Origin of the sequence: Stutzerimonas sp. S1, from assembly GCF_025966695.1 — a bacterium.
Classification (GTDB): domain Bacteria; phylum Pseudomonadota; class Gammaproteobacteria; order Pseudomonadales; family Pseudomonadaceae; genus Stutzerimonas.
Genome location: NZ_JAOEIY010000009.1, coordinates 40,381 through 53,805 on the forward strand (window position 1 = coordinate 40,381; position 13,425 = coordinate 53,805).

Sequence of the window (13,425 nt, forward strand, 5' to 3'; positions counted from 1 at the left end):
AAGCGGCGGGCCGTGCCCGCCGTGGGTATCAGGCCTGAAAGCGGTGGATGTTGGAAAGTTGCTTGTTGGCCTTTGGGTTCTTGCGGTAGACCAGCGCCATCTTGCCGATGGTTTGTACCAGCTCGCAATTGGCGGTCTTGCAGAGCTCTTCCATCAGTGCGCGCCGATCTTCGCGCTCGGCAATGCGAAACTGAACCTTGATCAGTTCGTGATCGTTCAGTGCGCGTTCAAGTTCGGCCATCACGCCTTCGTTGAGCCCGTTTTCAGCTACGATCAGAACCGGTTTCAGGTGGTGGCCGATGGATTTGTAGTGTTTCTTCTGCTCGTTGGTGAGCGGCATATTTCGACCCTTGCGTCAGAACCCTTGAAAAACGGCGGCTAGTGTAACCCGACAGGTTCCGAGCCGCACAGATGAGGTATCAGCTTGGCACGCTCCAAGACCAGCCCGCGTTGGCTGAAAGAACATTTCGATGATCCCTACGTGAAGATGGCGCAGAGGGACGGCTATCGCTCCCGCGCCAGTTACAAGCTGCTGGAGATTCAAGAGAAGGATCACATTTTGCGGCCTGGCATGACGGTGGTCGATCTTGGTGCTGCGCCCGGCGGTTGGTCGCAGGTCACCAGCCGAGTCATCGGAGACAAGGGGCGGCTTATTGCCTCTGACATTCTGCCGATGGACAGCATCGCCGATGTTACCTTCATTCAGGGCGACTTCACCGAGGATGAGGTGTTCGCACAGATTCTCGAAGCGATTGGCGATCATCCGGTGGACCTTGTGATTTCCGACATGGCCCCCAATATGAGTGGAGTCCGTGCAGCGGATCAGCCGCGGGCAATGTTTCTCTGCGAGCTGGCGTTGGATCTGGCGACGCGTGTGCTGCGTCCCGGCGGCGATTTTCTGATCAAGATCTTTCAGGGCGAGGGCTTCGATGCCTACCTGAAAGAGGTGCGCCAGAATTTCGAGAAGGTGCAAATGCGCAAGCCGCTCTCGTCGCGCGATCGTTCACGGGAGCAGTATCTGCTGGCGCGGGGGTTCAGGGGCGGCGGGACGCGTGAGCGGTGATTGACCATGACCAGTGGGGCGATAGCGGGAGTCTGTTTGGTCCGCTAGGCTGTTTCATATAGGGTTACAGACGAGCTGCCAGTTCTCCAGCGTTGTGTAGTAAGTTAGGCCGAGCAAGCATTCGGCCGTCATGCAGCCCCGTTTGAGGGGGTTTGCTCCAGAGGGTAGTTAATTTGAACGACATGGCTAAGAACCTCATCCTGTGGCTGATCATCGCCGCTGTGCTGGTGACGGTGATGAACAATTTTTCCAGCCCGAGCGAGCCGCAGACGCTCAACTATTCGGACTTCATCGAGCAGGTGAAGGAAGGGCGCGTCGAGCGCGTCACCGTTGATGGATTCGTGATCATTGGTAAGCGTAGTGACGGCGAAACCTTCAAAACTGTTCGTCCGGCGATCCAGGACAACGGCCTGATTGGCGATCTGATCAACAACAACGTGGTCATCGAAGGTAAGCAGCCCGAGCAGCAGAGCATCTGGACTCAGTTGTTGGTGGCTAGTTTTCCGATTCTGGTGATCATCGCCGTATTCATGTTCTTCATGCGGCAAATGCAGGGTGGGGCCGGTGGCAAGGGCGGCCCGATGAGTTTCGGCAAGAGCAAGGCGCGCCTGCTTTCGGAAGATCAGGTCAAGACCACTTTCGCCGACGTCGCGGGCTGCGACGAAGCCAAGGAAGAGGTCAGCGAGCTGGTCGAGTTCCTGCGCGATCCTGGCAAGTTCCAGCGCTTGGGCGGCCGTATCCCGCGAGGCGTTTTGATGGTTGGCCCGCCTGGTACCGGTAAGACGCTGCTGGCCAAGGCCATTGCCGGCGAAGCCAAAGTGCCGTTCTTCACCATTTCTGGTTCGGACTTCGTCGAGATGTTTGTTGGCGTCGGCGCCAGTCGCGTGCGCGACATGTTTGAGCAGGCGAAGAAGCATGCACCCTGCATTATCTTCATTGACGAGATCGATGCGGTGGGGCGTCATCGTGGGGCCGGGCTTGGTGGTGGCCATGACGAGCGCGAGCAGACCCTCAACCAGTTGCTGGTGGAGATGGACGGTTTCGAGATGAACGACGGCATCATCGTCATCGCTGCGACCAACCGTCCCGACGTGTTGGATCCGGCGCTACTGCGTCCGGGGCGTTTCGATCGCCAGGTGGTGGTCGGTCTGCCGGATATTCGCGGTCGTGAGCAGATTCTGAAGGTGCACATGCGCAAGGTTCCGGTAAGCGAGAACGTCGAGCCGGCACTGATTGCGCGCGGAACTCCGGGTTTCTCGGGTGCAGATTTGGCCAATTTGGTCAACGAAGCTTCGCTGTTCGCCGCTCGAGCCAACAAACGGATCGTCGAGATGCGGGAGTTCGAGCTGGCCAAGGACAAAATCATGATGGGCGCAGAGCGCAAATCGATGGTTATGTCTGAGAAGGAGAAGCTTAATACTGCTTACCATGAGGCTGGACATGCCATCGTGGGTCGGGTGGTGCCTGAGCATGATCCGGTCTATAAGGTGTCGATCATTCCGCGTGGCCGTGCATTGGGGGTCACCATGTTCCTTCCCGAGGAGGATCGGTACAGTCTCTCGAAGCGTGCATTGATCAGTCAGATCTGTTCACTGTTCGGTGGGCGTATCGCCGAGGAAATGACGCTCGGTTTCGAAGGTGTCACTACCGGTGCATCCAACGACATCATGCGGGCCACGCAACTGGCGCGGAACATGGTGACCAAGTGGGGGTTATCCGAAAAGCTTGGTCCGCTCATGTACGCGGAGGAAGAGGGTGAAGTATTTCTGGGCCGTAGTGCGGGCAGCCAGCACACCAATGTCTCCGGTGAAACAGCCAAGCTGATCGATCAGGAGGTGCGCAGCATCATTGATCATTGTTATGGCACGGCCAAGCAGATTCTTTCGGACAATCGTGACCGCCTGGACATGATGGCTGAGGCGCTGATGAAATATGAAACCATCGATGCCGAGCAGATCGACGACATCATGGCTGGGCGACCACCGCGAGAGCCGCGCGACTGGCAAGGTGGGTCCGGCGCTTCTGGTACGCCGGTACAGCCTGAAGACGGGCGCCCGGAGGCGCCGATCGGAGGTCCGGCCGGCGAGCACTGAGTTTAAGGCTTCAAGATGATCGAAACCCTGTCTCCAACCCGGCTGTCCTGTGGCAGCCGGGTTCTTGATTTATCCCGTCCTCAAGTGATGGGTATTCTGAATGTCACTCCAGATTCCTTTTCCGACGGTGGTCGCTATGCATTGCGAGATGCAGCATTGCGGCACGCCGAATCAATGCTGGCGGCCGGTGCAGCACTCGTAGATGTTGGCGGAGAGTCCACCCGGCCCGGTGCTAGGACTGTCTCTCCCACTGAGGAGCTGGAGCGCGTCGCTCCGGTGGTGGAGGCGATTGCTCGCGAGTTGGATGTGATCATCTCTGTCGATACGTCTACGCCAGCGGTGATCCGCGAAGTCGCGCGGCTCGGTGCGGGGCTGATTAATGATGTGCGCTCCTTGCGGCGTGACGGCGCTCTGGATGCGGCAGTCGATACTGGGCTGCCGGTCTGTCTGATGCACATGCGTGGTGAGCCGGGAGACATGCAGGATGACCCGCATTACGAGAATGTTACTGACGAGGTTTGCATCTTTCTTGAGCGACGCATGGCGGAATGCGTAGCCGCGGGAATTGCGGCTCAGCGTATCGTGTTGGATCCTGGATTCGGCTTTGCCAAGACCCTCGAACATAACCTCAGCTTGTTCAGGCATCTCGAGCAGCTGCATCGACTCGGCCGCCCGTTACTGGTCGGCGTATCTCGCAAAAGTATGATCGGCAAGGCGTTGGGTCGCGAGGTAGGAGAGCGTTTGTATGGAAGCCTTGCATTGGCGGCGCTTGCGGTTACCAAAGGGGCGCAGATCGTGCGTGTGCACGACGTGGCGGAAACGGTTGATGTAGTTCGTATGATTGCTGCAGTTAACGCAGCAGAATAGGGAAAATTGTTCATGGGTAGAAAGTACTTCGGTACCGACGGAATTCGCGGTCATGTCGGGCAGTTTCCCATCACCCCTGACTTCATGCTCAAGCTCGGATGGGCTGCGGGTATGGCGTTTCGCAAGCAAGGCAAGTGCCGCATTCTGATCGGTAAGGACACGCGTATATCCGGGTACATGTTCGAATCAGCCTTGCAGGCAGGACTGTCGGCGGCGGGCGCTGATGTGCTGTTGTTGGGGCCGATGCCGACGCCGGCGGTTGCTTATCTGACGCGCACGTTCCATGCGGAAGCCGGGATTGTCATCAGTGCGTCGCACAATCCGCATCATGACAACGGCATTAAGTTTTTCTCCGGTCGCGGCACCAAGCTGCCGGACGAAGTCGAACTGATGATTGAAGAGTTGCTAGATGCGCCGATGACGGTCGTCGAGTCTTCCCAGCTGGGTAAGGCGTCTCGAATCAACGATGCGGCGGGGCGCTACATCGAGTTCTGCAAGAGCAGCGTGCCGACCAGTACGGACTTCTCGGGTCTCAAGCTGGTGATCGACTGTGCGCATGGGGCCACATACAAGGTGGCGCCGAGCGTATTCCGTGAGCTCGGTGCGCAGGTTGTCGTAATCGCTGCGCAGCCCGATGGCCTAAACATCAATGCCGATGTCGGCTCAACTCACGTTGGGCAGTTGCAGAAGGCTGTTGTTGATAATGGCGCGGATCTTGGTATCGCGTTCGATGGCGATGGTGATCGGGTGATGATGGTCGATCATACTGGCGCGGTCGTCGATGGCGATGAGCTGCTCTATATCATCGCTACTGATTTACAGGATCGTGCGCGGTTATCAGGTGGTGTTGTTGGAACCTTGATGAGCAACCTAGGGCTGGAGCTGGCGCTCAAGGAGCGTGAAATACCCTTCGTTCGCGCCAAGGTTGGCGATCGCTACGTCATTGCGGAAATGCTTGAGCGCAATTGGCAGTTGGGTGGGGAGAATTCGGGACATATCGTCTGTGCTCAGCACACAACTACAGGTGACGCCATCATCGCGGCGTTGCAGGTGGTACTCGCCTTGCGGCGACGTGGTCAGTCGCTCGCGCAGGAGCGCTTAGCGTGGCACAAATGTCCTCAAGTGCTGATAAACGTGCGTTTCACCGGCGGGGTCGACCCAATAGCTCATCCTGACGTACAGGCCGCCTGTGAGGACGTTACAAAACGTATGGCGGGTCGTGGAAGGGTGCTGTTGCGAAAATCGGGTACGGAGCCCTTGGTGCGGGTGATGGTGGAGGGTGACGACGAAAAGCAGGTCAGGGAGTATGCCGAAGGCCTTGCCAAAGTGGTTGCACAAGTTTGTGCATGATCATGCTTGCCAGGGGGCAACCGGTTGAGTAACATCTGCGCCCACTTTGACCGACGAGGTAAAGCATGCGCCGCAAGATGGTAGCTGGTAACTGGAAAATGAACGGTACCCGCACTAGCGTCGCAGAGCTGATTTCTTCCCTTAAGCGGGAAGAGTTGCCAAGTGGTGTAGATGTTGCGGTTTTCCCTTCATCTTTGCATATCGCACAAGTTGTCGGCGAGCTGGAAGGTTCGGCGATATCGGTAGGTGCTCAGGATTGCGCTGAAGAGTGTGGGTTCGGTGCTTTCACCGGTGAAGAGTCTTCAGCGCAGTTGCTGGATGCCGGTTGTACTTGGGTCTTAGTCGGTCACTCCGAGCGAAGGTTGTTGCTGGGTGAGGGTGACGAGGTTGTTAGCCGGAAATTTTCGGCGGCTCAGGCAAGCGGTTTGAGGCCCATCCTTTGTGTTGGTGAGACGTTCGATGAGCGTCAAGCGGGAAGAACGCTTGAGGTAGTGTCGAGACAGATTAGTTGCGTGCTGGATGTGGTTGGCGTTGCAGCTTTCGAGTTCGCAGTGGTTGCATATGAGCCGGTCTGGGCTATTGGTTCCGGTTTGTCGGCAACTCCTGGTCAGGCTCAGCGTGTTCATGCTGCTATTCGTGGAGTGGTGGCGCGTCGAGATCCAGCTATCGCGGAAGGCCTGCGGATTCTCTATGGTGGAAGCGTGAAGGCAGAAAACGCCGCCGAGCTATTTTCGCAGGTGGATGTTGATGGGGGGCTGATAGGTGGTGCCTCTCTGAATGCGAACGATTTTAGCGCGATCTGTCGCGCTGCGGGGAACTGATCAGATGTTGCAGACTGTTGTGATCGTGGTGCATCTGCTGGTTGCTCTAGGTGTGGTTGTGTTGGTATTGCTGCAGCAGGGTAAGGGTGCGGACGCGGGAGCGTCGTTCGGTTCGGGTGCTTCGGCAACTGTATTCGGTAGTCAAGGTTCTACTACCTTTCTGAGTCGATTCACTGCTATACTTGCCGGCGTTTTTTTTGTGACAAGTCTGGGTTTGGCTTTTTTCGCCAGGCAGCAGTCTGATCATCTTTCGCAGGCAGGGCTGCCGGATCCAGCGGTGCTGGAGGTTCCAGTAAGCAAGCCGGCGGTAGAGGATGTTCCGGTGCTTGAAGAGCGTAACCCGGCGGGTGAAGTTCCTTCGGTTCAGGATAAGCAGTAAGGTTTTTGCCGAGGTGGTGGAATTGGTAGACACGCTACCTTGAGGTGGTAGTGGCCATAGGCTGTAGGGGTTCGAGTCCCCTCCTCGGTACCAAACAAGCAGGCCCGCCTAGTGCGGGCTTTCTTGTTTAATAGGGTTTTTGGTTGACCGGTTGTGGGTGGGATTGTATAATTCGTGCCCAGTTTGACGCGGGGTGGAGCAGTCTGGTAGCTCGTCGGGCTCATAACCCGAAGGTCGTTGGTTCAAATCCAGCCCCCGCAACCAGTGAAGTAAAGGGCCCCTGTATAGGGGCTTTTTATTGGCTTGAGCCAGGTCGCCGGCATCTTTGGGCGATCACAGGGATGGGCGTTTCGCCCATTTTTCGTTTGTACAGCATGCGCGAGGGACTTCGATGTCGAGCAAGCTAGAACAGTTGCAGGCCTTGTTGGCCCCGGTGGTAGAGGCGCTTGGATATCAGTGTTGGGGTATCGAGTTCCTCTCTCAGGGAAGGCACTCGCTACTGCGTGTCTATATCGATCACGCCAACGGGATTCTGATCGATGACTGCGAAAAGGTGAGCCGTCAGCTCAGTGGTGTTCTCGATGTCGAGGATCCCATCAGTGTCGATTACACCCTCGAAGTTTCTTCCCCCGGTATGGATCGGCCGTTGTTCAAGCTTGAGCAATATGCTGCTCATGTGGGCGAACAGGTAAAAATAAAGCTGCGCTCGCCCTTCGAGGGCCGGCGCAATTTCCAGGGTCTTCTCCGCGGGGTGGAGGAGCAGGATGTGGTGATACTCGTTGACGATCATGAGTATCTCTTGCCTGTCGACATGATCGATAAGGCCAACATAGTTCCCCGTTTTGACTGAATGCGGATCCCGCGGACCCCAATGGATTGCGAAAGGCGAGGCGTACGATGAGCAAAGAAGTACTGCTAGTTGTGGAGTCGGTGTCCAACGAAAAGGGCGTGCCGGCTGGTGTTATTTTTGAGGCGTTGGAGTTGGCTCTGGCCACTGCAACCAAAAAGCGTTACGAAGACGAAGTAGATCTGCGAGTGGAGATCAATCGCCACAACGGCAGCTATGAAACGTTTCGTCGCTGGACCGTGGTGGATGACGAGCACTTTGAAGATCCCGCCCACCAGTTGGCCCTCGATCAGGCTCAAGAGCGCAAGCCGGACGCGAAAATCGGTGATGTGTTCGAGGAGAAAATCGAGTCCATCGAGTTCGGTCGAATCGCTGCACAAACTGCCAAGCAGGTGATCGTGCAGAAAGTGCGCGAGGCAGAGCGTGCCCAGGTGGTCGAGGCTTATCGCGATCGTGTTGGTGAGATCATTTCCGGCACCGTCAAGAAGGTCACTCGCGACAGCGTGATCGTCGATCTGGGCAACAATGCTGAGGCCCTGCTGGCACGCGAAGACATCATCGCGCGCGAAACTTTTCGTGTCGGTGCCCGTGTACGGGCATTGCTGAAAGAAATTCGTACCGAGAACCGCGGGCCGCAGTTGATCCTGTCGCGCACCGCGCCTCAGATGTTGATCGAACTGTTCCGTATCGAAGTGCCGGAGATTGCAGAAGGCCTGATCGAGGTGATGGGGGCTTCGCGGGACCCGGGTTCGCGCGCCAAGATCGCCGTGCGTTCGAAGGACAAACGTATCGATCCGCAGGGAGCCTGCATCGGTATGCGTGGCTCGCGCGTCCAGGCGGTTTCCGGCGAAATCGGTGGCGAGCGTGTGGATATCGTGCTTTGGGATGAGAATCCGGCACAGTTCGTCATCAATGCCATGGCGCCCGCAGAGGTTGCGGCGATCATCGTCGATGAAGATGCCCATGCCATGGATATCGCCGTAGCTGAGGACAATCTGGCCCAGGCCATCGGTCGTGGCGGTCAGAACGTGCGTCTTGCCAGTCAGCTGACCGGTTGGACGTTGAACGTGATGACCGAGGCCGATATTCAGGCCAAGCAGCAGGAAGAAACGGGCGACATTTTGCGTAGTTTCATCGAAGAGCTGGATGTCGATGAAGAGCTGGCCCAAGTGCTGGTCGAAGAGGGCTTTACCTCTCTCGAAGAGATCGCCTACGTCCCGATGGAGGAAATGCTCGGCATCGAAGGTTTTGATGAGGACATCGTCAACGAACTGCGTACACGTGCCAAAGATCGCCTGCTGACCAAGGCCATCGCCACAGAAGAGAAACTGGCGGACGCACAGCCAGCCGAGGATTTGCTCGCGTTGGAAGGCATGGACAAGGAACTGGCGGTCGAGTTGGCCGTGCGGGGTGTCATTACCCGTGAAGACCTGGCCGAGCAGTCGATCGACGACCTGCTCGACATAGACGGCATCGATGAAGAACGTGCCGGCAAGCTGATCATGGCCGCCCGAGCCCACTGGTTCGAGTAAGTAATTAGCGGCCTGAGGAGAGAGATGCATGACGCAAGTCACGGTGAAAGAACTGGCCCAAGTGGTCGACACACCGGTTGAGCGACTGCTGCAGCAGATGCGTGAGGCAGGGCTGTCGCACACCAGCGCCGAGCAAGTAGTGACCGATAACGAAAAACAGGCCCTGCTGGCTCATCTTAAGAGCAGTCACGGCGCCAAGGTGGACGAGCCGCGCAAGATCACCTTGCAGCGCAAGACCACGACGAAACTGAAGGTCGGTGGCAGCAAGACCATCAGCGTCGAAGTGCGCAAGAAGAAGACCTTCGTCAAGCGCAGCCCGGACGAGATCGAGGCAGAGAAGCAGCGCGAGCTGGAAGAGCAGCGCGCGGCTGAAGAAGCGGCGCGCCTGAAGGCCGAAGAAGAGGCGCGGATTCGCGCTGAGGAAGAGGCCCGACGCCAGACTCAGCAGCAAGCTGAGGCGGCAGCCGCCGAGCCCCGCGTTGCCGAGGTGGCTTCCGAGCCTGCGACAGCCGAGCTGTTGGTTGCCGCCGCGCCGGTTGAAGAGCGCAAGAAAGAGGAACCGCGCCGCACCGAGAAGCCGCGCAGTGACGAGGACGAGCGACGTGATCGCAAGCATGCGCAGCATCGCCCTTCGCTGAAGGCCAAAGCGCCGCTGACGCGAACCGTGCGCACCGGCGAAGACGATGCCGACGGTTTCCGCCGCGGTGGTCGTGGCAAGTCCAAGCTCAAGAAACGTAACCAGCACGGCTTCCAGAGCCCGACCGGTCCTGTTGTGCGCGAAGTATCGATCGGTGAAACCATCACCGTGGCAGAACTGGCCCAGCAGATGTCGGTAAAGGCCGCTGAAGTCATCAAGTTCATGTTCAAGATGGGTTCGCCGGTCACCATCAACCAGGTGCTCGATCGCGAAACTGCGCAGCTGGTTGCCGAAGAGCTCGGCCATAAGGTCAAGCTAGTCAGCGACAATGCTCTGGAAGAGCAACTGGCCGAACTGCTGAAGTTCGAAGGTGAATCAGCGACACGCGCGCCGGTGGTGACCGTCATGGGTCACGTCGACCATGGCAAGACTTCGCTGCTCGACTACATTCGCCGCGCTAAAGTTGCGGTGGGCGAAGCCGGTGGCATTACTCAGCATATCGGTGCCTACCACGTTGAAACCGAACGCGGCATGGTCACGTTCCTCGATACCCCCGGTCACGCGGCGTTTACCGCCATGCGCGCGCGGGGTGCCAAGGCTACCGATATCGTGATTCTCGTCGTGGCTGCTGATGATGGCGTGATGCCTCAGACCCAGGAAGCCGTGCAGCATGCGAAAGCGGCGGGCGTACCGATCGTGGTCGCGATCAACAAGATCGACAAGCCGGATGCCAACCCGGACAACATCAAGAACGGTCTGGCCGCGCTCGATGTGATTCCTGAGGAGTGGGGCGGCGATACGCCGTTCATCCCGGTTTCCGCCAAGATGGGTACCGGTGTCGACGAATTGCTCGAGGCGGTACTGCTGCAGGCCGAGATCCTCGAGCTCAAGGCTACGCCGTCGGCGCCTGGCCGGGGTGTGGTAGTCGAATCGCGGCTGGACAAGGGCCGTGGCCCGGTGGCCACCGTACTGGTTCAGGACGGCACCCTTCGCCAGGGTGATATGGTTCTGTGCGGCGTTAACTTCGGTCGCGTGCGGGCCATGCTTGATGAGAATGGCAAGCCTGTGAAGGAGGCTGGTCCGTCGATTCCGGTCGAAATTCTCGGCCTGGACGGTACCCCGGAAGCCGGCGACGACCTGACCGTGGTCGCTGACGAGAAGAAGGCTCGCGAGGTTGCGCTATTCCGCCAAGGCAAGTTCCGCGAAGTAAAACTGGCTCGCGCGCATGCCGGCAAGCTGGAAAATATCTTCGAGACCATGGGCCAGGACGAGAAGAAGACGCTCAATATCGTTCTCAAGGCCGACGTGCGTGGCTCGCTCGAGGCGCTTCAGGGCTCGCTCAACGGTTTGGGCAACGATGAAGTACAGGTTCGTGTGGTCGGTGGCGGCGTTGGTGGTATCACCGAGTCCGATGCCAACCTGGCGCTGGCGTCCAACGCCGTGCTGTTCGGCTTCAACGTGCGTGCCGATGCCGGTGCCCGCAAGATCGTCGAAGCCGAAGGTCTGGATATGCGCTACTACAACGTCATTTACGACATCATCGAGGACGTCAAGAAGGCGCTCACCGGTATGCTCGGCAGCGACGTGCGCGAGAACATCCTCGGTATCGCCGAGGTCCGCGATGTGTTCCGTTCGCCCAAGTTTGGTGCGGTCGCCGGCTGCATGGTCACCGAGGGGATGGTGCATCGCAACCGCCCGATCCGCGTTCTACGCGACGACGTGGTCATCTTCGAAGGCGAGCTGGAGTCGCTGCGGCGCTTCAAGGACGACGTTTCCGAAGTTCGCGCTGGCATGGAATGTGGTATCGGCGTGAAGAGCTACAACGACGTCAAAGTTGGCGACAAGATCGAAGTGTTCGAGAAGGTCGAGGTAGCGCGTTCGCTGTAAGGCGAAGCCGGCTACAGACGGCAGGTTCTGGTAGTGCGTGGCTGCGCTGCCAGGACTTGCCGTTTGCATTTATGTGTTCCTGTTTCTCAGCGCTGCAAGCGAGTTGCCTGCAGCCTGTTGCGAGTTTCGATATGACCAAAGAATTCAGTCGTACCCAGCGTATCGGCGACCAGATGCAACGCGAACTGGCGCAGCTGATCCAGCGTGAGATCAAGGATCCGCGCCTGGGGCTGGTGACCATTACCGGCGTGGACGTCAGCCGCGACCTGTCACACGCGAAGATCTTCATCACGGTGATGGGTAAGGATGACGATGCGCAAGCCGTTACCCATAGCCTGCGCATTCTCAATGATGCTGCCGGGTTCCTGCGCATGCAGCTGGGTAAGGTGATGAAGCTGCGTACCGTGCCGCAGCTACATTTCAACTACGATGCCAGCGTCCGGCGAGGGGTCGAACTGGCCTCGCTGATCGAGCGGGCGGTTGCGGAAGATCGCAGGCATAACGACGAGCGCGGAGAGTAATCGGTGGCACAGGTCAAACGTGTTCGTCGCGACGTCAGCGGCATCATCCTGCTGGACAAGCCTCGCGGGTTCACCTCCAACGCCGCGCTGCAGAAGGTCCGATGGTTGCTCAATGCGGAGAAGGCAGGGCATACCGGTAGCTTGGATCCGCTGGCGACAGGCGTGCTGCCGCTGTGCTTCGGTGAGGCGACGAAGTTCTCCCAGTACCTGCTCGACGCCGACAAGGGCTATGAGACGGTAATGCAGCTGGGCGTGACGACTACCACTGCCGATGCTGAGGGGGAAGTGCTCGAGCGCAAGCCCGTCGCTGTCACGCGCGAGCAGCTCGAGGCGCTGTTGCCGCGTTTTCGCGGCGACATCCAGCAGATTCCTCCGATGTACTCCGCGCTCAAACGTGACGGGCAGCCGCTCTACAAGCTCGCGCGTGCAGGCGAGGTAGTGGAGCGCGAGCCGCGTTCTGTTAATATTGCGCGCCTGGAGTTACTCGCGCTTGATGGCGACAAGGCGCGGCTGGCGGTAGCCTGCAGCAAGGGCACCTACATTCGCACATTGGTCGAGGATCTTGGCCGGTTGCTCGGCTGTGGTGCACACGTTGCGGAGCTGCGTCGTACCCAAGCCGGACCGTTCAGCCTGGCTCAGACGGTGACGCTTGAGACACTGGAGCAGGCGCATGCCGAAGGCGGTGCCGAGGCACTGGACGTCTTTCTCAAGCCGGTGGACAGCGGGCTTGAGCATTGGCCTCTACTGCAGTTTTCCGAGCATAGTGCGTATTACTGGCTACATGGGCAACCGGTGCGTGCGCCGGATGCTCCGAAGTACGGCATGGTCCGAGTTCAGGATCATGCGGGTCGCTTCATCGGTATCGGTGAGGTGAGCGAAGACGGGCGCATTGCGCCGCGTCGACTGATTCGGTCGGAATGACCGGTACGCATCATGCTTGGCGTGGTGCGTCAGAGGGTGGCTGTCAGCAGGCACGGTCATGCCTCTTTATTAAACACGGGACTCGCTCCCGGCCTGTTCACTCAAGGAGCCCATCATGGCACTGAGCGTTGAAGAAAAAGCCCAGATCGTTAACGAGTACAAGCAAGCTGAAGGCGATACCGGTTCTCCGGAAGTGCAGGTTGCCCTGCTGACCGCCAACATCAACAAGCTGCAAGGTCACTTCAAGGCCAACGGTAAGGACCACCACTCCCGTCGTGGTCTGATCCGCATGGTCAACCAGCGTCGTAAGCTGCTGGATTACCTGAAGGGTAAGGACACTACTCGTTACAGCGCCCTCATCGGCCGTCTGGGTCTGCGTCGCTAAGCGTCGCACGCCGGAAGCAAGAAGCTGGAAGCTTGAAGTTGAAAGTTGGGGTTCCCCGCTTCCAGCTTCGGGCTTCCAGCTTTTAGCTTTCTAGAAGGAGCAGAAAGGGTCCGACTCCCACT

At 58.4% G+C, this 13,425-nt stretch carries 13 protein-coding genes and 2 tRNA genes; 14 read left to right on the forward strand and 1 reads right to left on the reverse strand.

Features of this window, described 5'->3' with window-relative positions; genetic code table 11:
• Positions 1–28 precede the first annotated feature (28 nt).
• A complete protein-coding gene (gene yhbY, locus N8H22_RS18795; RefSeq protein WP_264592016.1) occupies positions 29–340 on the reverse strand; it encodes a ribosome assembly RNA-binding protein YhbY in 312 nt (103 codons plus the stop codon).
• Positions 341–424: 84 nt separating this feature from the next.
• Between yhbY and rlmE the strand changes: the two genes are divergently transcribed.
• The 14 genes from rlmE to rpsO all read left to right on the forward strand — a co-directional run bounded on the left by rlmE (position 425) and on the right by rpsO (position 13,303).
• Positions 425–1,063 carry a 23S rRNA (uridine(2552)-2'-O)-methyltransferase RlmE gene (rlmE, locus tag N8H22_RS18800; RefSeq protein ID WP_264592017.1) on the forward strand — a complete coding sequence of 213 codons (639 nt, stop codon included), beginning with the start codon at positions 425–427 and terminating at the stop codon, positions 1,061–1,063.
• Positions 1,064–1,245: 182 nt separating this feature from the next.
• Positions 1,246–3,156 (forward strand): ATP-dependent zinc metalloprotease FtsH, encoded by a 1,911-nt coding sequence (ftsH, locus tag N8H22_RS18805; protein ID WP_264592018.1) that lies wholly within the window; start codon positions 1,246–1,248, stop codon positions 3,154–3,156.
• A gap of 15 nt (positions 3,157–3,171) precedes the next feature.
• Positions 3,172–4,023: a dihydropteroate synthase gene (gene folP, locus N8H22_RS18810; RefSeq protein WP_264592019.1), complete on the forward strand. Its 852-nt coding sequence runs from the start codon at positions 3,172–3,174 to the stop codon at positions 4,021–4,023.
• Positions 4,024–4,035: 12 nt separating this feature from the next.
• Positions 4,036–5,373 carry a phosphoglucosamine mutase gene (glmM, locus tag N8H22_RS18815; RefSeq protein ID WP_264592020.1) on the forward strand — a complete coding sequence of 446 codons (1,338 nt, stop codon included), beginning with the start codon at positions 4,036–4,038 and terminating at the stop codon, positions 5,371–5,373.
• A 65-nt stretch (positions 5,374–5,438) separates the two neighbouring features.
• Complete coding sequence (gene tpiA, locus N8H22_RS18820; RefSeq protein WP_264592021.1) at positions 5,439–6,194, forward strand: triose-phosphate isomerase; 756 nt, start codon at positions 5,439–5,441, stop codon at positions 6,192–6,194.
• Positions 6,195–6,198: 4 nt separating this feature from the next.
• On the forward strand, positions 6,199–6,573 hold the full coding sequence (gene secG, locus N8H22_RS18825; protein ID WP_264592022.1) for a preprotein translocase subunit SecG: 375 nt from the start codon (positions 6,199–6,201) through the stop codon (positions 6,571–6,573).
• A 7-nt stretch (positions 6,574–6,580) separates the two neighbouring features.
• Positions 6,581–6,666 (forward strand) — tRNA-Leu (locus tag N8H22_RS18830).
• Positions 6,667–6,760: 94 nt separating this feature from the next.
• Positions 6,761–6,837: transfer RNA gene (locus N8H22_RS18835), tRNA-Met, on the forward strand.
• Positions 6,838–6,964: 127 nt separating this feature from the next.
• Positions 6,965–7,423, forward strand: coding sequence for a ribosome maturation factor RimP (gene rimP / locus N8H22_RS18840; protein WP_264592023.1), 459 nt, complete (start codon positions 6,965–6,967; stop codon positions 7,421–7,423).
• Between the two features lie 47 nt (positions 7,424–7,470).
• Positions 7,471–8,952: a transcription termination factor NusA gene (nusA, locus tag N8H22_RS18845; RefSeq protein ID WP_264592024.1), complete on the forward strand. Its 1,482-nt coding sequence runs from the start codon at positions 7,471–7,473 to the stop codon at positions 8,950–8,952.
• Positions 8,953–8,980: 28 nt separating this feature from the next.
• A complete protein-coding gene (infB, locus tag N8H22_RS18850; protein ID WP_264592025.1) occupies positions 8,981–11,476 on the forward strand; it encodes a translation initiation factor IF-2 in 2,496 nt (831 codons plus the stop codon).
• Positions 11,477–11,607: 131 nt separating this feature from the next.
• Entirely contained in the window at positions 11,608–11,997 is a 390-nt protein-coding gene (gene rbfA / locus N8H22_RS18855; RefSeq protein ID WP_264592026.1) for a 30S ribosome-binding factor RbfA, read from the forward strand.
• Positions 11,998–12,000: 3 nt separating this feature from the next.
• The gene (truB, locus tag N8H22_RS18860) at positions 12,001–12,918 is read left to right on the forward strand and encodes a tRNA pseudouridine(55) synthase TruB (protein WP_264592027.1); all 918 of its coding nucleotides are present in this window, start codon (positions 12,001–12,003) and stop codon (positions 12,916–12,918) included.
• A 115-nt stretch (positions 12,919–13,033) separates the two neighbouring features.
• Entirely contained in the window at positions 13,034–13,303 is a 270-nt protein-coding gene (gene rpsO / locus N8H22_RS18865) for a 30S ribosomal protein S15 (protein WP_003240577.1), read from the forward strand.
• Positions 13,304–13,425 lie beyond the last annotated feature (122 nt).